Source organism: Curtobacterium sp. VKM Ac-2865, assembly GCF_015350905.1.
GTDB lineage: Bacteria > Actinomycetota > Actinomycetes > Actinomycetales > Microbacteriaceae > Curtobacterium.
Genome location: NZ_JADKRZ010000002.1, coordinates 145,626 through 166,394, shown reverse-complemented (window position 1 = coordinate 166,394; position 20,769 = coordinate 145,626). Strand labels below are relative to the sequence as shown.

Genomic DNA, 20,769 nt, shown 5'->3' with positions numbered 1-20,769 from the left:
CGAAGCGCATGACTGGATCGGTGCCCAGCGTCGCCGAGGACGCTGGATCCCGCAGCCGGAGACCCCGGCTCGTGGAAGGAGCAGTCATGGCAACCCTCGACGGCAAGAAGATCCTCGTCATCGCGACGAACTACGGCGTGGAGCAGGACGAGATCGTCGTCCCGGTCGACCAGCTCCGGGCGCGCGGAGCCTCGGTGACCGTCGCAGCCCAGGAGACCGACACCATCCAGACGCTGGTCGGTGACAAGGACCCGGGCAAGACGCTCGACCCCGACACCACCCTCGCGACCGTCTCGGCGGGTGACTTCGACGCCCTGGTCATCCCCGGCGGCACGATCAACGCCGACAACCTGCGACTCGACAAGTCCGCCGTGCGCCTGGTGACGAGCTTCGCCGAGGCCGGCAAGCCCGTCGCCGCGATCTGCCACGGCCCTTGGACCCTGGTCGAGGCCGGAGTCCTGCAGGGCCGGACGATCACGTCCTACCCGTCGCTGCAGACCGACGTCCGCAACGCCGGCGCCGAGTGGGTCGACCAGGAGGTCCAGGTCGACGACACCAAGGGCACGCTGATCACTTCGCGCACGCCGGACGACCTGCCGGCCTTCGTCGACGCGATCGAGGCGTCGCTCACCGGCACCTCCGCCTAGCGCGCAGGGAGAACCGGCACGGGGCGGGCCGTGTGGAGCACCGCGGGACCGAGGCTGAGCACGCCGTCGGACTCCGGGTCGCACCGCACCCCGCCCCGTCCGCGCATCGCCCGGAAGGCGCCCGGCGCGATCTCGTGGTCCATCCAGGCGCAGGGGTTCGCGGAGCGGTACCCGCGGAACAGCACGGGGCCGTGGCCGGAGTCGAGCGAGAAGGGCTCCCCACGGAGCGCCTCGACGTCGATGCCGCGCAGGTAGAGGTTCCGCCGGGTGCGTGTCGGGTCGAGCTCGACGCCGAGTGCACGGCCGACGTCCTCGAGCGCTTCGAGCCCGATCACGGTGACCGAGGCGTGCACGTGCGCCCGCGCGGCGAAGTACCGGTCGCCCACGATCCCCAGGCCGGCGCGCAGTTCGACCCGGTCGCGCAGTTCGTCCCCGTCCGCGGGCAGTGCGCCGTCGGCGGGCCGTCCCTCGTAGCGGTGCCGTCGGGAGACCTGGAGCATCGCGACCTCGACCTGCGTGACGTGTCCCAGCACTGCGGGGGTGACCGCGTCGGGACCGGGAGCCATGCGGACGACGCTAGCCGAGCCTCCCGTCCGTAGTGCGCGCCTCGAGACGCCGGCGTCTCGTGCAGACGGGGGGTGTCCCGTGCAGACAGGGGTGTCCCGGGCGGCGCCGGGTGAGACGCCGGTGTCTGGCTGAGACGCCGCGATCGCGTCGAGACGCCGCGGATTTCGGCGGCGTCTCGACGACTCGGGGGCGTCTCGTGCAGACAGGGGTGTCTCGACGAGAACCTCGCACCGCGCCACTGCCCGGAGCCGTGCGAGCTCGGCAACTCCGTGCGAGCTCGGCAACTCCGTGCGAGCTCGTCGCACCGCACGGGGTGGCCGACCTCGCACCACGCGAACACCCGCGCACCGTGCGAACCCCACGCCCCACCACCCCGTCCGATTCCCGCCAGTTGTGTGACGGTGGCCCGTGTCAGGCTGACCGACATGGCCACCTCCGACCCCGACGCGCTGCACGCCGAGCGCCACCGCATCGCCGCGTCGCGCGACGCCCGGTTCGACGGCCAGTTCGTCACCGCCGTGCACTCGACGGGCATCTACTGCCGGCCGAGCTGCCCCGCGCGCACACCGCGGTCGACGGGCGTCACCTTCTACCGCACGAGTGCCGCCGCGCACCTCGCGGGCTTCCGCGCGTGCAAGCGCTGCCTGCCCGAGGCGACGCCCGGCAGCCCCGAGTGGGACCTGCGCGAGGACGTCGCCGGCCGCGCGATGCGCCTGGTCCTCGACGGCGTCGTCGAGCGGGAGGGCGTGCCCGGCCTCGCCGCCCGCGTCGGCTACTCGGAACGACAGCTCGGCCGCATCCTCACCGAGGAACTCGGCGCCGGCCCGAAGGCCCTCAGCCGAGCGCACCGGGCACAGACCGCGCGCACGCTGCTGACCTCGTCGGACCTGCCGATCGCCGACGTCGCCTTCGCCGCGGGCTTCACGAGCGTCCGCCAGTTCAACGACACGGTGCGCGAGGTCTTCGCCCTCACCCCGACGGAACTCCGCGCCAGGCGCCGCGAGCTCCCCGCGCCCGACGGAGGCCTGCACGTGCACCTGCCGGCGCGCCCGCCGTTCGACGCGCAGGGCCTGCTGGACTGGCACGCACTGCATGCGCTCGCCGGCCTGGAGCGGGTGGTCACCTCCGATGCCGGTGTCGTCACCGCCTACGAACGGTTCGTCGACCTGCCGGGAGGCCCTGGCTGGTTCCGCGCGTCGGCCGCCCTCCCCGACGCGGCCGGCCCCAGGGCCGGCATCGACCTGACCGTGCGGGTGACGGACCTCGGCGACCTGCCGACGCTCGTCGCGCGGGTGCGGGCGCTGTTCGACCTCGACGCCGACCCGGTCGCGGTGGACGCCGTCCTCGGGGCCGTGCCCGCGCTGGCCCCCGCCGTCGCCCGTGTCCCCGGGCTCCGGTTGCCGGGTGCGGTCGACGCGCACGAGATCGTGTTCCGCACCCTGATCGGCCAGCAGGTGTCCGTCGCCGCGGCCCGCACGGCGCAGACGCGGTTGGTCGCGGCGCTCGGGGCTCCGGTCCCGACGGCGATCGCCCCGGACGGACTGCTCTTCCCGTCCGCCGCCGTCATCGCGGCGTCGGGGCACGAGGTCCTGCGTGGGCCGGCCGCCCGCGTGGACACGATCATCCGGGTCGCGGGAGCGCTCGCCGACGGGTCGCTCGTCGTGCACGGCGGACAGTCGCTCGACGAGCTCCGCAGCGGGCTCCTCGCCGTCAAGGGCATCGGGCCGTGGACGGCGGACTACGTCGCGCTCCGGGTCCGGCACCACCCGGACGTGTTCCTCCACAGCGACCTCGCCGTGCGGAACGGTGCACAGGAACTCGGGCTGCCCGGTGCGGCGCGTGAGCTCTCCCTATGGTCGGAGCAGGTGGCGCCCTGGCGGAGCTACCTCACGATGCACTGCTGGCGGCCGATCGTCGACCGCGCCACGGCAGCCGCTCGTGCCGCCCACATCAACTCCCGGAAGGACACCCCATGACCGACGCCGTGATCTCCACACTCCACACCCCCGACGGGTCCTTCACCGTGCTCGAAGACGTGCAGGGGCGCGTGCTCGCCTCGGGCTGGACGGACTCGTTCGACCGCATCCTGGCCCGCATCCCCGCGCAGCACCGCCCCGCGCACGTGTCGACGGGCACGGTGTCCTCCGCCGAGGCCGTCGACGCCTTCTACGCGGGCGAGATCGAGCCGGCGATGCACGTGCCGGTACGTCAGGTCGGCACCGAGCTCTCGACCGAGGGCTGGCGGCAGCTCCGCCTCATCCCCGCGGGGTCGACCCTCACCTACACCGAGCTCGCGGCGGCGATGGGCCGACCGGACGCCGTGCGGGCTGCTGCCAGCGTCTGCGCCAGGAACGCCCCGGCGCTGTTCGTGCCGTGCCACCGGGTCCTCCGGTCGGACGGCTCGCTCGGCGGCTTCGCGTGGGGGCTCGACGTCAAGCGCTCCCTGCTCGAACGTGAGGCCGTGGGCACCACCGCGCTCGTCTAGCGAGGCACCCGCACCGCCCGCGACACCGCCCTCGACACCACCCGCGTCGAGGGGCCGAGCGCCGCGTCTGCCCCTGGAAGCGGGGGGAGACGTACCACGTGCGAACTGTCACACTCGGACCACCGACATCCGCACGGCCCACTCGAGGGCCCGACGCAGCGTCGTCGACACACCTCGAAGGACCCCATGAACGCTCCGGTCGACCGAACGGTCACCTCTGCCGACGGCACCGCGCTCGCGGTGACCGAGGTGGGCAGCGGTCCTGCCGTCGTCGTCGTGGCCGGGGCCTTCGACCACCGTGGCACACCGTCCATCCAGGCCCTCTCGGACGTCCTCGCCGAGCGGCACCGGGTGGTCACGTACGACCGTCGTGGCCGGGGTGCGAGCGGCGACACCGACCCGTGGACGATCGAGCGGGAGTCCGACGACCTCCGGGCCGTCGTCGAGAGCGTCGACGGACCGGTCACCGGCCTCGGGGTCTGCGTGGGCGTGGGCGTGGTCCTGCACGGCATCGCGGCCGGTGTCCCGCTCGACGGGGCCCTGCTCTGGGAGCCGCCCTACCGCGCGAGCGTCGACCCGCACGCCGAGGACGTCGTCTTCGCGGACACCCTCGACGAACACGTGTCGGCCGGTCGCCGCGGTGCCGCCGTCCGCTCGTTCCTGGCGCAGGTGCTCGGCATCCCGATGGGGCAGATCGCCGGCCTCCGCCTGAAGCCGGCACTGTGGCGGGCCCTGCTCGCCGACGCGCACGTGCTCCCGCGGGACGTCCGCATGCTGAACGGCCTCGCGATCCCGGAGCGGGTGCTCGCAGCGGTCGGCGTCCCCGTGCTCGTCGCCTCGGGCACCGAGTCCCCGGACTGGATGGGCCCGGCTGCCCGCGCGGCGGCCGAGGCGATCCCGGGGTCCGACCACATCGTCGTCCCCGGGCAGGGCCACGTGCCCGACGCCCAGGCCATCGCCGCCCTGCTCGACCGCATCCGGGAGGCGCAGCACTGAGCCCGCGGCGGACGCCCACCGCGGCCCACGGTGCTGCGAGGATGGACCCGTGAGCGCACCCCGACTCGGACTCCTGCTGGACGTCGACGGCCCCATCGCCAGTCCCGTCTCCCGCACCATCGCGATCCCCAGCATCATCGAGGACCTCATCGCGCTCGCCGCCGAGGGGATCCCGGTCGTGTTCAACACCGGTCGGAGCGACGCCTTCATCCGCGAGCAGGTCGTGGGTCCGCTGCTCGCGGGCGGTCTCGCCCCCGGCGGCCGCGTGCACGCCGTGTGCGAGAAGGGTGCCGTCTGGTGCTCGATCGGCCCGCAGTACGCGGACGGCATGGGCGACGTCACGGTCGCCGATGACCTGGCACTCCCGCGGGACTACGCCGACGAGATGCGCGAGCTGGTGCGGGACGAGTACGCCGACCTGGTGTTCTTCGACGAGACCAAGCGCGCGATGGTGTCGATCGAGCAGCGCGTCGAGGTCCCGAACGCCACGTACCTGGCGCGGCAGCCCGACTTCGACGCGAAGGCGATGGCGGCGCTCGTGCGGCGTGGCCTCGGCGTGCGCCGGCTCGACGACGTCCGGCCCGACGCGTCCGGCGCCGTGCAGTGGCGCATCGACCCGACGATCATCTCCACGGACGTCGAGTCCGACCGCAGCGGCAAGGACATGGGCGCCGAGCGCTCCCTCGAGCTCCTGGCCGAGGACGGCGAGCTCCCGCTGACCTGGCGCACGATGGGCGACTCGCGCAGCGACTACGCGATGGCCGACTGGCTGCACGCGAACGGCCACGACGTGGCGCACGTCGACGTCCGACCGTCCGACGGGGTCCCGGCGACGCCGTACCCGGTCCTCACCGCTGCCGACGGCGTCATCCACGACGACGCCGGAGCCCGGTTCCTGGCGGACTGGCGCCGGTCCGCCTGAGCCGGGCCGAGCCTCCCGTCCGGGTGCAGCAGGCCACCAGCCGGACCGCAGCCTCGCGCGATCCGGGCGTCGTCATCTGTTTGCGCCTCGCGTCGGGACACCACTACGCTTCCGGGGTCCCACGCCAGCCGATGACGGGAACGACCCCATGGCATCCTTGCTCCGCACGAAGTCGATCGAGGCCTCGCTGGCCGACGCCGACGAACAGGGCCGCTCGCTCAAGCGCTCCCTGAAGACCTTCGACATCGCCGCGATGGGCATCGCCGTGGCGGTCGGTGCCGGCATCTTCTCGGTCGGTGCGAACGCCGCGGCGAACTTCGCCGGCCCCGGCGTCATCGTGTCGTTCCTGCTCGCTGCCGTCACGTGTGGCCTGGCGATCATGTGCTACGCCGAGTTCGCCTCGACGATCCCCGTCGCCGGGTCGGCGTACACGTTCACCTACGCCACCATGGGCGAGCTGCTCGCGTGGATCGTCGGCTGGGACCTGATCCTCGAGACCCTGACCGCCAGCGCCGTGATCGCGAAGTACTGGGGCATCTACCTCAGCACCGCGTTCGACGTGTTCGGCATCACGCTGCCGAGCACCATCGCGATCGGGCCGATCGGCTTCACCTGGGGCCCGGTGCTCATCGTCGGCATCTTCACCGCGCTGCTCGCGTTCGGCACCCGCCTGTCCAGCCGCGTGTCCGCGGTGATCACGGTCATCAAGGTCGCGATCGTCCTGTTCGTCATCGTCGTCGGCGCCTTCTTCGTCAAGGCCGCGAACTTCACCCCGTTCATCCCCGCCGCCGAGCCGTCGAAGGGCGCGGAAGGCAGCGTCTGGACCCAGTCCCTCGTGTCCTTCGCCACCGGCTCCGAGCCCGCGCAGTACGGCGTCTTCGGGCTGCTCGCCGCCGCGTCACTGGTGTTCTTCGCGTTCATCGGCTTCGACGTCGTCGCGACCAGCGCCGAGGAGACCGAGAACCCGCAGAAGACCCTGCCCCGCGGTATCTTCATCGGCCTCGGCATCGTGACGCTGCTCTACGTCGGCGTCAGCATCGTGATCACGGGCATGGTGTCGTACAAGCAGCTCGCACAAGAGGATGCTCCGTCCCTGGCCTCGGCCTTCGACATCGTCGGCCTGCCGTGGGCCGCCGGCATCATCGCGATCGGCTCGCTCATCGGCCTGACCACGGTCGTCATGGTGCTGCTCCTCGGCCTGTCCCGCATCGTCTTCTCGATGAGCCGTGACGGCCTGCTGCCCCGCTGGTTCTCGGTCACGAACCCGAAGACGCAGACGCCCGTCCGGGTGCAGCTCATCGCCGGGATCGTGGTGGCGGTGCTCGCCGGGTTCACGCCGGTCGAGAAGCTCGAGGGCCTGATCAACATCGGCACGCTGTCGGCCTTCGTGCTCGTGTCGATCGGCATCATCGTGCTGCGGAAGTCGCGCCCGGACGCACCGCGGTCCTTCCGGGTGCCGTGGTCGCCCGTGGTCCCGATCCTGTCCGCCGTGCTCTGCTTCTGGCTGATGCTCAACCTCGAGGTCGAGACCTGGCTGCGCTTCGTCGTCTGGCTGGTCATCGGCTTCGCGATCTACTTCGGGTACAGCCGCAGTCACAGCCGGGTGGGGCGCCGGGAGCAGTAGGGGCTCGCGCGGGAGGCGCTGGCGGCGCGGTACCGGCGCGGCTCGGGCTGGCGCGGATCGGATCCGCACCATCAACAACGGCTCGCGCCACCGACTTCGGTGGCGCGAGCCGTTGTCCGTTGCGCGGCGGCAGCCCGAGCCGCGCGCCCGTCCATGCCGCGCGCGCCCGTCAGGCGCCGACGACCAGCAGCACGCCGAACACGAGCATGACCACGGCCACGCACCCGTCGAACACCCGCCAGGTCGCCGGCCGCGCGAAGAGCGGCCGGAGCAGTCGCCCGCCGAACCCCAGCGCCCCGAACCACAGGCAGCTCGCGGCGACCGCGCCGATCGTCCACCACCAGCGGTCGTCGACGCCCTGCTGGTTCGCCACGGACCCGAGGAACACGAGCGTGTCCAGGTAGACGTGCGGGTTGGCCCACGTGAAGACGAGCATGGTGAGCACCGCGGTGCGCATGGCTGGTGCCGTCCGGCTGCTCCGCCTTGGAGGCTCGGTCCGACTCCGCCCCGCCGGCTGCGGACCAGCGTGGGGCGCGCCCGGTGCGCCGGCGTCGCGCACCCCCGCTCCCGCAGCCACCCCCACCACGGCGACCCCGTCGTCCTCGGCCGCGACCCGGATCGCCTCGCCCGACGGGCGCAGCGCCCGCCGCGCCGCCAGCACCCCGTAGGTCAGCAGGAACGCCGCCCCGACGTACCGGATCACGACGAGCGCCGCGGGGAACCGCTCGACCACGGCCCCGACGCCGAGCACCCCCGCCAGGATGAGCAGCGCGTCCGACACCGCGCACACCAGCACCGCTGCCGCCACCACCTGGACGCGGGCGGTCACGGCCAGCCGGAGCAGGTACGTGTTCTGCACGCCGATGGCCACGATGAGGGCGAGCCCGGTACCGAGGCCGGAGAGGACGGGGAGCAGGACGGTCACACGACGACCGTACGAGGTCTCGGCGGTACAGGACAGCTCACGTTCCTGTCGCACCGTAAGCTCGGCTCATGCTCCGCTTCCAGCGTGAACACCTCGAGACCCTGCTGACGGCCGTCGACCTCGGCACCTTCGACGCTGCGGCCCAGGCGCTGTCGATCACCCCGTCGGCTGTCTCGCAGCGGATCAAGGCGATGGAGCAGCTCGTCGGCAGGGTGCTGCTGCAGCGGACGACGCCGATCGTGCCGACGCCCGACGGGGCCGTCGTGCTGCGCCATGCCCGGCAGGTCCGCCTGCTCGACGAGGAGACGGCGCGCGAGCTCGGCGGTGCCGCATCCGGCGACGAGGACCCTGTGCCGTCGATCCCGCTCGCGGTGAACGCCGACTCACTCGGCACGTGGTTCCTCGACGCCCTGGCGATCGTCCGTCGTGACACCGAGGTGGTCTTCGACCTGCACCGCGAGGACCAGGACCGCACGGCCGAGCTCCTGCGCTCCGGCACGGTGATGGCGGCGGTCACGGCGGAGTCCGACCCCGTGCAGGGCTGCTCGTCGGTGCCGCTCGGCGTCGACCGCTACCGGGCGGTGGCCTCGCCCGCGTTCGTCGCCCGGTACCTGGGCGGTGCCGACTCCGAGCGGCGGATGCTACAGCGGCTCGACGAGGTGCCGCTCGTGGACTACGACAACGACGACGACCTGCAGCAGGGCTTCCTGCGCCGGGTCGTCGGGCACGCCCCGCGCGGTCCGCGGCACTTCGTCCCCACGTCAGCGGACTTCGCCCGGGCGGTGGCGCTCGGCTTCGGGTGGGGGCTCCTGCCGGAGGCCCAGTGTCTCGACGCCCTGGCGCAGGGAGCCCTGGTCGAGCTCACGCCCGGTCGGCGCGCTGACGTCGCGCTCTGGTGGCAGCGGTGGAACCTGGCGTCCCCGTTGCTGGAGCGGGTGACGGACGCGGTGCGGGCGACCGCGGCCGAGCGGCTGCACCAGCCGGGGCCCGGTGGGCGTCAGACGGTGGCGCGGTAACGCAGGCCGTCCACGAGCAGGGCGACCATGCGCTGGCTGTGTTCCGGGCTGGGCGAGCCGTGGCACAGGTCCCCCACCGCGCGCAGCAGCTGGGGTGCGTCGACGTCAGCACTGATCGTGCCGGCAGCTGCGGCGGCGTCGAGCAGCCGGGTCAGCGCGTCGCCCAGCCGACCGATGAAGTAGGCGGGCAGCGCCTCGAACGCCGGGTCGCCCGAGTGCAGTGCGGCGGCGAGCCCGCGCTTCGTCGCGACGAACTCGGTGAAGCGCTGCAGCCACAGCGCGAGTGCCTCGTCGGGGGCGTGGGCAGCGGCCAGGTCCTCGGCGGCGTCGGCGCAGGCCTCGACCGCGTTCCGGAAGACCGCCACCACCAGGTCGGAGCGCTGCGGGAAGTGTCGGTAGAGCGTGCCGACACCGACGCCCGCACGGTCGGCGATCACCTTCGCGGGGGCGTCGACGCCGTCGCTGGCGAACACGGCCTTCGCGGCGTCCGTCAGAGCGTCGAGGTTGCGGAGGGCGTCGGCGCGCATGGGGCTCCTGGTCAACGGGTCGGGCGATGGGGTCTTGCGTAAACGGAACAGCGTTCCGTATAGTTCCGGAAGGACGTTCCAGTTCTGCCCACGATACGGCACCAGGACTCGGGACGCCATCGACAGGAGGAACCCATGCAGTACCGCACCCTCGGCCGGACCGGTGTCCAGGTCAGTCCCTTCGCCCTCGGCGCCATGATGCTCGGCACCGACGGCCGCATCGGCAACGGCGACGAACAGGACTCGATCCGCATCGTGCACCGCGCGCTCGACGCCGGCATCAACCTCATCGACACCGCCGACCGCTACTCGCAGGGCGGGTCGGAGGAGCTGCTCGGCAAGGCGCTCAAGGGCCGGCGCGACGACGTCGTCCTCGCCACGAAGTTCCACGGTCCGATGGGCGACGACCCGAACCGGCAGGGCAACTCGCGCCGCTGGATCATGCGCGCGGTGGAGGACTCCCTGCGACGCCTGCAGACGGACCACATCGACCTGTACCAGGCGCACCGTCCGGACGACACAGTCGACCTCGAGGAGACGCTGTCCGCGCTCACCGACCTGGTCCGGAGCGGCAAGGTCCGGATGATCGGCACGTCGGACTTCCCCGCGTCGATGCAGGTCGAGGCGCAGTGGACGTCCCAGCGCCGCGGCCTCGAGCGCTTCCGCACGGAGCAGCCGACCTACTCGATCCTCAACCGGGGCATCGAGCGCGAGGTCCTGCCGGTCGCCCAGCGCCACGGCATGGGCACGCTCGTGTGGAGCCCGCTCGCCGGCGGCATGCTGACCGGGCGGTTCCGTCGGGGGCAGGACAGCGACCTGGCGCGCGTCGGGATGTTCCGCCACAACCAGGACGAGCGGCGCATCGACGCCGTCGAGCAGGTCGTGGCGCTGTCGGAGGAGACCGGCATCCGGATGACCCACCTGGCCCTGGCGTTCGCGATCGCCCACCCCGGAGTCACGAGCGCCCTGATCGGTCCGCGGTCGATGGAGCAGCTCGAGGACCTGCTCGCCGGTGCCGACGTGGTGCTCTCCGACGAGGTGCTGAACCGCATCGACGCCATCGTCCCGCCGGGCACCGACGTCACGCGGCTCGACCAGCAGTACGAGCCCCCGGCTGTCCTGCGCGCGGGCCTGCGTCGTCGTCCCGTCGAGGAACGACCCGCAGCGGTCTGACCCCGACTCGTACCGGGCAGGACCGTCAGGACCATCAGGACTGGCAGCGAGGACACCAGTAGGTGTCGCGGAGCGTCAGGTCGGACTCGCCGAGCTCACCACGACGGACGGGCGTCCGGCAGCGCAGGCAGGGCTTGCGGTCGCGGCCGTAGACCCAGAAGCGGCGACCGGGCCGGTCGACGCCCGTCGTCACGCGGGCGCTGCGGTCGCGGTTCGTCAGGATGAGCCGGTGCGCCAGGGCGATCATCCGCGTGGGGTCCTCGACCTCGCCGGCCGGCCGGGTCGGCAGGACGCCCCGGAGGAAGCAGAGCTCGTTCCGGTAGACGTTGCCGAGGCCGGCGAGCACCCGCTGGTCCAGCAGCGCGAGACCGATGGGCCGCGCGGGGTCGGCGACCAGGTTCGCCTCGGCGACGGCGGGGTCCCAGTCGGGGCCGAGCAGGTCCGGTCCGAGGTACCCGACGATCTCGGACTCCTGGTCGCGGGCGACGACCTCGAGCACCCCGAGGGTGAAGCCGACGGTCGAGACGTCCTCGGCGTCGAGCACGGCCCGGGCCTGGTGCGCCGGACGACGCCACCGGTCGCCCGGCGCGTAGACGTCCCAGCGGCCCTCCATCTTCAGGTGGGAGTGCACGGTCAAGTCGCCGATCCGGTGCAGGATGTGCTTGCCCCGCGGCACGACCTCGTCCACGGTGCGACCGACCAGGTCGAGCGTGGCGAACGCGGGGACGCGGAAGTCGCTGCGGGTCAGGACCTTGCCGGCCAGCGCCGTGTGCAGGCGGTGCGCGGCGCGGAAGACGGTGTCGCCCTCAGGCACGGAGCCGCACCCCCTGCGGTGTCGCGGTGAAGCCGGCAGCGCGCAGGGCGTCGCCGAGCGGGGACTCCAGCACGAAGACGCCGTTCACCCGTTCGACCGAGAGCTTGCCGAGCCCGCTCCGGACGGTCGTGGCGATCGAGGTCGCGGCCGCGGTGAGGTCGGCGGGGTCGTCGGTGAACGTCAGCACCGACTTGCCGCCGCGCTCGACGTACACGCCGAGCTCACCGTCGACGAGCACCACGAGGGCGCCGGCCTTCCGCCCGGGTCGGTGCCCGCGGGCGGTCCTCGGGACCGGTTCAGCGGAAGCACGAGGAACAGCGACGGCGACAGCGGCGGCCGGCTCGGCACCGTCGGGGTCCGCCGTCTCCCCGTCCGTCGGCCACGGCAACGACGCGCCGTACGGGTTGGCCGGGTCCGTCGCCGCCAGGGTGATGACCTCGCGCACCCGGTCAGGGTTCGCGCGCTCGTCCTCGTCGAGGTCCCTGGCGTAGGTGCGCAGACGGTCGATCGTGGGGCTGGTCGCGAACTGCGCCGCCCCGAGCCCCTCGATGAAGTACCCGCGGCGAGCCCGACCCGACTCCTCGAACCGTGCGAGGACCCGGTACACGCCGGCGAACCCGCCACGGACGCCCTCGACCTGCACGGCCCCACGGGTGACCACGCCGTACCGCTCGAGCAGCTGCTCGGCCGTGGCCGCTGCCCGGACGGTGGCGTCGGCCTCGGCGAGCGGCAGCAGGGACCAGCGGCCGCCCACGCTCGGCGGCCCGGACTGCGTCGGCAGCGTCGGGCGACGACGGCCGCGGTAGGCCCGGGTGCGCGGTGCGGTGGTGCTCTTGGCGCGTCCGCCGAGCATCGCCCGCAGCGGCGCGAAGGTGTCGTTCGTGATCTGTCCGCCCCAGACCAGGTCCCAGAGCGCGGTCGTCAGGGCCTGGTCGTCGGTGCTGCCGACGGCCTGCCCGAGCTGCCGGAAGAAGTACGCGCCACCACCGGCCAGGGCGCCGAGCACGTCGCGCTGCAGCTCGGTGGTCTCGTCGCCCGAGGGCTCGGCGAGCGTCGTCGGGGCGGTGTCGGCCAGGTGCAGCCGGACCCAACCGTCGTTGCCGGGCAGGGTGCCGCCGCCGGACCACAGGACCTCGCCGGTGGCGGTGAGCTCGTCGAGCATGCTCGGCGCGTAGTCCGACACCCGGACGGGCAGGACGAGGGACTCCCATGCGCTGGCGGGCAGGGCGACACCGGCGAGCTGGTCGATGACCTGGAGCACGCCGTCGATCCCGCGCAGCCCCCCGCGGGTGCCCGGTGTCCGGACGTGCTGCCACGCGGGCAGGAACCGGGCAAGGGTGTCCGAGGAGACCGGCTCGACCTCGTGTCGCAGCGCCGCGAGCGACCGCGTGCGGATCCGTCGCAGCACCTCGGCGTCGCACCACTCGGCGCCCTGGCGGTCCGGGCGGAACTCGCCCTCGACGAGCCGGCGGTCGGCGACCAGGCGGCGCAGGGTGTCCTGCACGACGGCGATGCCCAGCCCCAGGCGCGAGGCGGCGTCCTGCGCGGCGAACGGCCCGTGCGACCGGGCGTACCGGCCGACCAGGTCCCCGAGCGGGTCGGCGACGGGCTCGATGAAGGCGGTGGGGACGCCGATCGGCAGCGGGACCCCGAGGGCGTCACGGAGCCGGGCGGCGTCCTCGATCACGGCCCACCGGGTGGCGCCGGCGTGGGAGAACGACAGCACGCGGCGGTCACGTTCGAGTGCCTCGAGCGTGGTGCGCAGGGTCTCCCGCGCGGCCGGGCGTTCCTCGTCCGTCGCGGTGGCGAGCCAGCTCCGGTCGACGGCTTCGTCGAGGTCGATCGCACCGACCAGGCGCAGGACGTCGACCAGCCCCTCGGTGTCCCGTGCGCGGCGGTCCGGGGAGAGTCGCTGCAGGTCCTGTTCGGTCGACGCGATCACGGCCGGGTCGAGCAGTTCACGGAGCTCTGCGCGACCGAGCAGCTCGCTGAGGAGCGTCGAGTCGAGCGAGAGCGCCGCGGCCCGACGTTCGGCCAGCGGGGAGTCGCCCTCGTACATGAAGGCGGCGACGTACCCGAACAGCAGCGAGCGGGCGAAGGGGGACGGCGTCGCGGTCTCGCTCTCGACGAGCCGGATGCCGCGCCGGGCGATCTCGTCCGCGATGCCGAGCAGCGCCGGCACGTCGTAGACGTCCTGCAGGACCTCGCGCACGGTCTCGAGCACGATCGGGAAGGTCGGGTACTTCTGGGCGACCTCGAGCAGCTGGGACGCCCGCTGCCGCTGCTGCCACAGCGGGGAGCGTCGGCCCGGGTCACGCCGGGGGAGCAGCAGTGCACGGGCGGCGCACTCGCGGAACCGGGCGGCGAACAGCGCCGAACCGCCGACCTCGTCCGTGACCACGGCCTCGAGGTCGTCGCGCTCGAAGACGAACAGGTCGGCCCCGGGGGGTTCGGCGTCGGTCTCGGGGATGCGCACCACGATGCCGTCGTCCGCGGCCATCGCGTCGCCGTCGATGCCGTGCCGTTCGCGGAGTCGGGCGGCCACGGCGAGGGCCCACGGTGCATGGACCTGCATGCCGTACGGGGAGTGCAGGATCAGGCGCCAGTCACCGAGCTCGTCGCGGAAGCGTTCGACGACGAGCGTGGTGTCGTTCGGCACGTGACCGGTGGCGGCCCGCTGCTCGCGCAGGAAGGTCAGCAGGTTCGTGACGGCACGCTCGTCCAGCCCGCCGGCGGACACCCGGGCGCGGGCATCGGCGTCGGAGGCGGACTCGACCTCCCTGATGTAGGCCCCGGTCGCGCGCCCGAGCTCGGCGGGACGCCCGATGCCGTCGCCCTTCCAGAACGGCACCCGGCCGGGCTGCCCGAACGCCGGGCTGACGATGACGCGGTCGTGCGTGATCTCCTCGATGCGCCAGCTGGTGGCACCGAGCGCGAAGACGTCGCCCACGCGGGACTCGTAGACCATCTCCTCGTCGAGCTCGCCGACGCGGGACGCCTTCTCGCCGACCATGAACACGCCGAACATGCCGCGGTCGGGGATCGTGCCACCGCTCGTCACGGCCAGGCGTTGGGCGCCGGGACGCCCGGTGAGCGTGCCGTGCACGCGGTCCCAGACCAGGCGCGGGCGGAGCTCGGCGAACTCGTCGCTCGGGTACCGCCCGGTGATCAGGTCGAGCGTGGCGTCGAACGCCGAGCGGGGCAGGCCGCTGAACGGGGCGCTGCGGCGCACGAGCTCGAACCAGTGCTCGACGTCGAGGGTGTCGACGGCCCCGGCGGCGACGGTGTGCTGGGCCAGGACGTCGAGGGGGTTCGCGGGCACCGAGATGGACTCGATCTGCCCGGACACCATGCGCTCGACGGTGACGGCGCTGTGCACGAGGTCGGCGCGGTGCTTCGGGAAGAGCACCCCGCGGGAGATCTCCCCGACCTGGTGCCCGGCGCGGCCGACGCGCTGCAGGCCGCTGGCGACCGACGGCGGGGCCTCGACCTGCACGACCAGGTCGACCTCGCCCATGTCGATGCCGAGCTCGAGCGAGCTCGTCGCGACGACGCAGCGCAGCCGTCCGGACTTCAGGTCGTCCTCGATGATGGCGCGCTGGTCCTTGGACACGGACCCGTGGTGGGCCCGGGCGAGGACGGGCACGGCGCCGGCGGTCTGCCCGGACGAGCCGATCATCTCCGCTGGCGGCCGGGTCTGCTGCGGCACGGGAGCGTGGGCGGACGCGCGCTCGGGCGACTGCCCGCGCCCGCCCGGCAGCCCGACGTCGTCGGGTGATGCCCCGGCGGGGACCAGGACGCCGTCGCCCGCGGCGGCCACCACCCGTTCCTCGTGGATCTCGTTCAGCCGGGCGGTCAGTCGCTCGGCCAACCGCCGCGAGTTCGCGAACACGATCGTCGAGCGGTGGTCCTCGATCAGGTCGACCACGCGCTCTTCCACGTGGGGCCAGATCGACCCGTTCGACGGCGCGTCCGAGGAGTCCGACCCGACGGGCGGCGACCCGAGCTCGGACATGTCGTCGACCGGCACGACCACGCGCAGGTCGAAGGTCTTCTGCGCCGGCGGGGCGATGATCTCGACCGGGGCGCGACCGCCGAGGAACCGGGCGACCTCTTCTGCCGGGCGCACGGTGGCGGACAGGCCGATGCGCTGCACGGGCTTGTCGAGCAGGTCGTCGAGCCGTTCGAGCGAGACGGCCAGGTGTGCCCCGCGCTTGGAGGACGCGACGGCGTGGACCTCGTCGACGATGACGGTGTCGACGTTCAGCAGGGTCTCCCGCGCCTTCGACGTCAGCATCAGGTAGAGCGACTCGGGCGTGGTGATGAGGATGTCCGGGGGCAGCCGCAGCAGCTTCTGCCGGTCGGACGACGGGGTGTCACCGCTCCGGACGCCGACCGTGACGTCCGGTGGTTCGAGCCCGAGTCGCCGAGCCGTCTGCGTGATCCCGACGAGGGGGCTGCGCAGGTTCCGCTCCACGTCGACGCCGAGGGCCTTCAGCGGCGAGATGTACAGCACCCGCGTGCGCTGCTTCGGTTCGGGGTGGTCCGTGGAGCCGATCAGCCGGTCGATCGACCACAGGAACGAGGCGAGCGTCTTGCCGGATCCGGTCGGGGCCACGACCAGCGCGTGCCGTCCGGTCGAGATGGCGTCCCACGCACCGGACTGTGCGGCGGTCGGGGCGTTGAACGCACCACGGAACCACGCGGCGGTGGCGGGGGAGAAGCGCTCGAGGACGTCCGTCATGGTCCGTCCATCCTGCCCGCCACCACCGACAGGGACCCAGCCAATAGCGCCCCTTGACACAGCGATAGTTACCGATCTATCGTTACTGCATCGCGACAGTGTCGGAACAGTCCGGAACAGATCGCGAGCCCACTTCCACCACGACCCTCGAGAGGAGTCACCATGCACCCCATGGACGACCACGAAAACATGCACGACCACCGCCACGACCAGCGTGGCTCCGGACCGCGCGGCCCCCGCTTCGGCGGCGGGCGCGCACACCACGGCGTCGGCTTCCCCGGCCGTGACCGCGGCGAGCACGGCGGGCGCGGTGGCTTCGGCCCCGGCCCGATGGGCTTCGGCGGCCGCGGCGGCTTCGGGCCCGGCATGGGCTTCGGCCCCGGGTTCGGCGGTCCCGGCTTCGGCCGGGAACGCCGCCGTCGCGGCGACGTCCGCCTCGCCATCCTCGGCCTGCTGGCCGAGGGCCCCCAGAACGGCTACGCCGTGATCAAGACGATCGCCGAGCGCACCGGTGGCGCCTGGAAGCCGAGCCCCGGCTCGGTCTACCCGACGCTCCAGCAGCTCGTCGACGAGGACCTCGTCGTCTCGACGGGCGACGGCCGCAAGACGCTCTTCGAGCTCACCGACGCCGGCCGGGCCGAGGCCGAGGCCAAGGCCGACGAGATCGCCGCGGCGTGGGAGTCCACGCCCGGCATGCCGGACTCGCAGCGCGAGTTCGTCGAGGCGCTCCGCAAGACCATGGGCGTCCTGCACATGTACCGCACGAGCGCGACCGACGAGCAGGTCAAGGCCGCATCGGCCAAGGTCGACCAGCTCCGCAAGGACCTCCTGCAGATCCTCGCCGACTGACCCGGCCACCCCACGGACAGGAGGCTCCCCACCAGCTGGTGGGGAGCCTCCCGTCGTCCTGCGGTCACTCGCCGATGAAGGCCGCCACGTCGGCCAGCTCCGCGGCCGACACCGCGTGCGGCAGTCCCTCGTAGGCACGGACGGTCACGTCGGTGTGCTCCGCTGCCCACACCGCGGTGCGCGCCGTGGCGTCTCCGGGGATCACCGGGTCGAGGTCACCGTGGCCGAGGAAGACGCGGGGCCGGACCGCCGCGACCGCCTCGTCCCGCGAGTCGGTGACGCCCGGCACGACGAAGCCCGACAGCGACACCGCGAAGGCGAAGCCGCCAGGTCGGGCGCGCACGAGCTGCAGCGCCATCGACCCGCCCTGCGAGAACCCGAGCAGGCCGATGCGCGGGTGGTCGGCCGCGACGCCGTCGACCCATGCCAGGACCTCCTCGACCGCCGCGTCGACGGGCTCGAGCTCGGGTGAGCCCGGCGTGCCGAGCGGGTACCAGCTGTGGCCACCGCCCCACGGCAGCGGGGCACGGAGCGAGGCGACCGTCCACGCGGGCGGCAGGGCCGGCGCGAGCGCGAGCAGGTCGTGCTCGTCGGAGCCGACGCCGTGCAGCGCGACGAGCAGGGGTGTACCGGCGCGGTCACCGGTCGGTCGGGTCCACTGGACGAGGTCCGCGTCGATCATGCAGCCGACAGTAGCGACGCGCACTGCGCATCCCTCCACGACCTCGCGCCCTTCCACCTGCTTCGCCCCGCCGCCTGGTAGACACGGAGCATGGCCTCGACGCGCACCCCCGATCCCGACCCCGACTCCGGCTGGCTGTCCGACGAGGAGCTCGCGATGGTCCGCCGTCGTCTGCCGATCTGCTACGTCGAAGCCATCCCCGTGCGCACCGACGGACTCGGCGTCGTGACCGAGGTCGGCGTGCTGCTCCGCGTGGCCCCGAGCGGGTCGATCGCGCGCACGCTCGTGTCGGGTCGCGTCATGTTCGGGGAGTCGATCCGTACGGCGCTGTTCCGGCACTTGGAGAAGGACCTCGGGCCGATGGCGTTCCCGCAGCTGCCCTCGAACCCGGCGCCGTTCACCGTGGCGGAGTACTTCCCGCTCCCCGGCGCCTCGGTCTACACGGACGAGCGTCAGCACGCGATCTCCCTGGCGTACGTGGTGCCCGTCACGGGGACGTGCGAGCCGCGGCAGGACGCCCTCGAGCTGACGTGGATGAGCCCGATGGAGGCCGCCTCGATCGCGGTCTCCGAGGAGATGGAGGGCGGCCGCGGTGCCCTCATGCGTGCCGGGCTCGCGTCCGTCGGCGCCCTGCTCTAGCGCCGCTCCGACCCCGCCCGCACACGACGAAGCCCCCGGAACCGCTGGTCCCGGGGGCTTCGCAGCACGGTCTGTCGAGACCGGCTTGGTCCTACTTGTCGTTCTTGAAGCTGTCGGCCACGCCGTGCGCGGCGTCCTTGACGTCGGTCGCACCCTGCTTGGTCGAGGCCTTGGCCTGGTCGGTCTGACCCTCGGCCTTCAGGCGGTCGTTGTCCGTCGTGTTGCCGACGGCTTCCTTGACCTTGCCGGCCGCCTTCTCAGCGGCGTTCTTGATGTCGTCGATGCCTGCCATGTGGCGGCTCCTTCCGTCGTCGGACAAAAACAACCGGGTTCCGCTCGCGCGGTCTCCGATGCCCAGGAACCTACGCGCCCCGCGGACAACCGCTCGCAGGCCGCGTCCAGGTTCTGACAGGAGGAGGATCAGCGACCGGTGCCGGCCGGACGGGAGGCGCGGCGCGAGCCACCACGGCGGTTGCCGCTGGACTCGGTGCCGGCTGCGCGACCGGGGGCGTAGCCACCGTCGGAGGACCAGACCTGAGCGGAGCCGCCGCGGGGCGAGTCGCTGCCGGCGCGACGGGGGCCGCCACCGGAACGACGCTGGCCGCCCGTGCTGGGCGCTCCGCTGCGGCCACCGCGCTCCGAGGAGGCAACGTCGGGACCGGCGCCGGTGCGGCCGGCGCTCGCCGAGCCGCCCGTGCGGCCACCGCGGCCACGACCGCGACCCGCGGACGACGAACCGGCGGCGGAGGACTGCTGGCGGCGCTGCGGCTGCTGCTGCTGGACGGGCGCCTCGGCCACGTGGCGGATCGGGGCGATCTCGCCGACGAGTGCCAGCACCGGCGCGGACCGCGGGGTGACCTGCTGCGGCGCGACCGAGATCGCGGCCTTGCGCATCATCTGCGCGACGTCGCGACGCTCGGCGGGCATCACCACGGTGACGACGTCACCGGACGAACCGGCGCGGGCGGTACGGCCCGAGCGGTGCAGGTACGCCTTGTGCTCGGTCGGCGGGTCGACGTGCACGACGAGCTCGACGTTGTCGACGTGCACACCGCGGGCGGCGACGTCGGTGGCGACCAGGACGAGGGCCTCGCCGGCGGAGAACTTGGCGAGGTTGCGCTCACGTGCACCCTGCGACAGGTTGCCCTGCAGGTCCACGGCGGGGATGCCCTGCGAGGAGAGCTGCTTCGCCAGGCGCTTGGCGTGGTGCTTCGTGCGCATGAAGAGGATGCGGCGACCGGTGCCCGAGGCGAGCGTCTGGACGAGGTCCTTCTTGCCGTCGGCGTCGGCGACCTCGAACACGTGGTGGGTCATCGCCTCGACGGGGCTGGACTCGTCGTCGACGGAGTGCATCACCGGGTTGTGCAGGAACTTCTTGACGAGCTTGTCCACGCCGTTGTCGAGCGTGGCGGAGAAGAGCATGCGCTGCCCGCGCTCCGGCGTGGCCTGCATGATCTTCGTCACGCCGGGCAGGAAGCCCATGTCGGCCATGTGGTCGGCCTCGTCGAGGACGGTGACGTCGATCGCGTCGAGGTGGGCGTGACCCTGCTGCATGAGGTCAGCGAGGCGGCCGGGGCAGGCGACGACGATGTCGACGCCGCTCCGGAGCGCGTCGACCTGACGGCCCTGCGAGACGCCGCCGAAGATCGTCGTGGTGGTGAGGCCCATCGCCTTGGCGAGGGGGGCGAGCACGGCGTCGATCTGCGTCGCGAGCTCACGGGTCGGGGCGAGCACGAGGGCACGGGGGCGACCCGGGCGACGCTTCTGCGGGTTCGCCGCGAGACGGGCGACGAGGGGGATCGCGAACGCGATGGTCTTGCCGGAGCCGGTGCGACCGCGGCCGAGCACGTCCTTGCCCTTGAGGGAGTCGGGGAGCGTGTCCGCCTGGATCGGGAAGGCGTTCTCCTTGCCCTGGCTGACGAGCACGTCGACCATCGGGGCGGGGACGCCGAGGTCAGAGAAACGGATGTCTTCGATGGGGTTGGTCATGACGACCTTTCGGGCCGGATTCGGCCGTGGTGCGCGCTCGATCGGCGCGCGGGCGGGATCATGTCCGCGTCCGTCGGCCGCTCGGGGAGCGGCCGTGTCCTCTGCTGGAGAGGACGTGGAGATGCGGGCACTGTCGCCGCAGCAGAGAGCCTGGCACCGGTGTCCCACCC

18 protein-coding genes are annotated in these 20,769 nt (G+C 72.9%); 10 read left to right on the top strand and 8 right to left on the bottom strand.

Annotated features, from left to right (window positions below):
• The first annotated feature begins 86 nt into the window (after nt 1–86).
• Nucleotides 87–647, top strand: a complete 561-nt coding sequence (locus ITJ54_RS05810) for a type 1 glutamine amidotransferase domain-containing protein (RefSeq protein ID WP_194626494.1) — start codon at nt 87–89, stop codon at nt 645–647.
• On the opposite strand, the gene ITJ54_RS05805 is transcribed toward ITJ54_RS05810, so the two are convergent.
• Entirely contained in the window at nt 644–1,213 is a 570-nt protein-coding gene (locus ITJ54_RS05805; protein WP_228508696.1) for an MOSC domain-containing protein, read from the bottom strand. The two genes, ITJ54_RS05810 and ITJ54_RS05805, sit on opposite strands and share 4 nt — an antisense overlap.
• A gap of 426 nt (nt 1,214–1,639) precedes the next feature.
• Between ITJ54_RS05805 and ITJ54_RS05800 the strand changes: the two genes are divergently transcribed.
• From ITJ54_RS05800 to ITJ54_RS05780, 5 genes are all read left to right on the top strand, one after another.
• The gene (locus ITJ54_RS05800) at nt 1,640–3,190 is read left to right on the top strand and encodes an AlkA N-terminal domain-containing protein (protein ID WP_194626492.1); all 1,551 of its coding nucleotides are present in this window, start codon (nt 1,640–1,642) and stop codon (nt 3,188–3,190) included.
• Complete coding sequence (locus tag ITJ54_RS05795; protein ID WP_194626490.1) at nt 3,187–3,699, top strand: methylated-DNA--[protein]-cysteine S-methyltransferase; 513 nt, start codon at nt 3,187–3,189, stop codon at nt 3,697–3,699. The genes ITJ54_RS05800 and ITJ54_RS05795 overlap by 4 nt, the downstream gene beginning before the upstream one ends.
• Before the next feature lie 186 nt (nt 3,700–3,885).
• Nucleotides 3,886–4,695, top strand: a complete 810-nt coding sequence (locus ITJ54_RS05790) for an alpha/beta fold hydrolase (protein WP_194626488.1) — start codon at nt 3,886–3,888, stop codon at nt 4,693–4,695.
• A gap of 49 nt (nt 4,696–4,744) precedes the next feature.
• Complete coding sequence (locus tag ITJ54_RS05785) at nt 4,745–5,617, top strand: hypothetical protein (protein ID WP_194626486.1); 873 nt, start codon at nt 4,745–4,747, stop codon at nt 5,615–5,617.
• Between the two features lie 148 nt (nt 5,618–5,765).
• A complete protein-coding gene (locus ITJ54_RS05780; RefSeq protein ID WP_194626484.1) occupies nt 5,766–7,241 on the top strand; it encodes an APC family permease in 1,476 nt (491 codons plus the stop codon).
• Nucleotides 7,242–7,410: 169 nt separating this feature from the next.
• Here ITJ54_RS05780 and ITJ54_RS05775 read toward each other — a convergent pair whose 3' ends face one another.
• Nucleotides 7,411–8,166 carry a LysE/ArgO family amino acid transporter gene (locus ITJ54_RS05775; RefSeq protein ID WP_194626482.1) on the bottom strand — a complete coding sequence of 252 codons (756 nt, stop codon included), beginning with the start codon at nt 8,164–8,166 and terminating at the stop codon, nt 7,411–7,413.
• Between the two features lie 68 nt (nt 8,167–8,234).
• On the opposite strand from ITJ54_RS05775, the gene ITJ54_RS05770 reads away from it, so the two are divergent.
• Nucleotides 8,235–9,182 (top strand): LysR family transcriptional regulator ArgP, encoded by a 948-nt coding sequence (locus tag ITJ54_RS05770; protein ID WP_194626480.1) that lies wholly within the window; start codon nt 8,235–8,237, stop codon nt 9,180–9,182.
• On the opposite strand, the gene ITJ54_RS05765 is transcribed toward ITJ54_RS05770, so the two are convergent.
• Entirely contained in the window at nt 9,164–9,709 is a 546-nt protein-coding gene (locus ITJ54_RS05765; protein ID WP_194626478.1) for a TetR/AcrR family transcriptional regulator, read from the bottom strand. The genes ITJ54_RS05770 and ITJ54_RS05765 overlap by 19 nt on opposite strands.
• 135 nt (nt 9,710–9,844) lie before the next feature.
• Here ITJ54_RS05765 and ITJ54_RS05760 point away from each other — a divergent pair, with 135 nt between their 5' ends.
• Nucleotides 9,845–10,882 (top strand): aldo/keto reductase, encoded by a 1,038-nt coding sequence (locus ITJ54_RS05760; protein ID WP_194626476.1) that lies wholly within the window; start codon nt 9,845–9,847, stop codon nt 10,880–10,882.
• Between the two features lie 34 nt (nt 10,883–10,916).
• On the opposite strand, the gene ITJ54_RS05755 is transcribed toward ITJ54_RS05760, so the two are convergent.
• Nucleotides 10,917–11,696 (bottom strand): Fpg/Nei family DNA glycosylase, encoded by a 780-nt coding sequence (locus tag ITJ54_RS05755; RefSeq protein WP_194626474.1) that lies wholly within the window; start codon nt 11,694–11,696, stop codon nt 10,917–10,919.
• Nucleotides 11,689–16,440, bottom strand: coding sequence for an ATP-dependent helicase (locus tag ITJ54_RS05750; protein WP_194626466.1), 4,752 nt, complete (start codon nt 16,438–16,440; stop codon nt 11,689–11,691). The genes ITJ54_RS05755 and ITJ54_RS05750 overlap by 8 nt, the downstream gene beginning before the upstream one ends.
• Before the next feature lie 171 nt (nt 16,441–16,611).
• Between ITJ54_RS05750 and ITJ54_RS05745 the strand changes: the two genes are divergently transcribed.
• Nucleotides 16,612–17,289 carry a PadR family transcriptional regulator gene (locus ITJ54_RS05745; RefSeq protein ID WP_139200737.1) on the top strand — a complete coding sequence of 226 codons (678 nt, stop codon included), beginning with the start codon at nt 16,612–16,614 and terminating at the stop codon, nt 17,287–17,289.
• Between the two features lie 64 nt (nt 17,290–17,353).
• Here ITJ54_RS05745 and ITJ54_RS05740 read toward each other — a convergent pair whose 3' ends face one another.
• Complete coding sequence (locus tag ITJ54_RS05740) at nt 17,354–17,971, bottom strand: alpha/beta hydrolase (protein WP_194626464.1); 618 nt, start codon at nt 17,969–17,971, stop codon at nt 17,354–17,356.
• Between the two features lie 90 nt (nt 17,972–18,061).
• Between ITJ54_RS05740 and ITJ54_RS05735 the strand changes: the two genes are divergently transcribed.
• Nucleotides 18,062–18,610 (top strand): NUDIX hydrolase family protein, encoded by a 549-nt coding sequence (locus ITJ54_RS05735; RefSeq protein WP_071276854.1) that lies wholly within the window; start codon nt 18,062–18,064, stop codon nt 18,608–18,610.
• A 91-nt stretch (nt 18,611–18,701) separates the two neighbouring features.
• Here ITJ54_RS05735 and ITJ54_RS05730 read toward each other — a convergent pair whose 3' ends face one another.
• Both ITJ54_RS05730 and ITJ54_RS05725 read right to left on the bottom strand, forming a co-directional pair.
• Nucleotides 18,702–18,902, bottom strand: coding sequence for a CsbD family protein (locus tag ITJ54_RS05730; RefSeq protein ID WP_071276852.1), 201 nt, complete (start codon nt 18,900–18,902; stop codon nt 18,702–18,704).
• A gap of 128 nt (nt 18,903–19,030) precedes the next feature.
• A complete protein-coding gene (locus ITJ54_RS05725) occupies nt 19,031–20,599 on the bottom strand; it encodes a DEAD/DEAH box helicase (RefSeq protein WP_194626462.1) in 1,569 nt (522 codons plus the stop codon).
• Nucleotides 20,600–20,769: the final 170 nt, after the last annotated feature.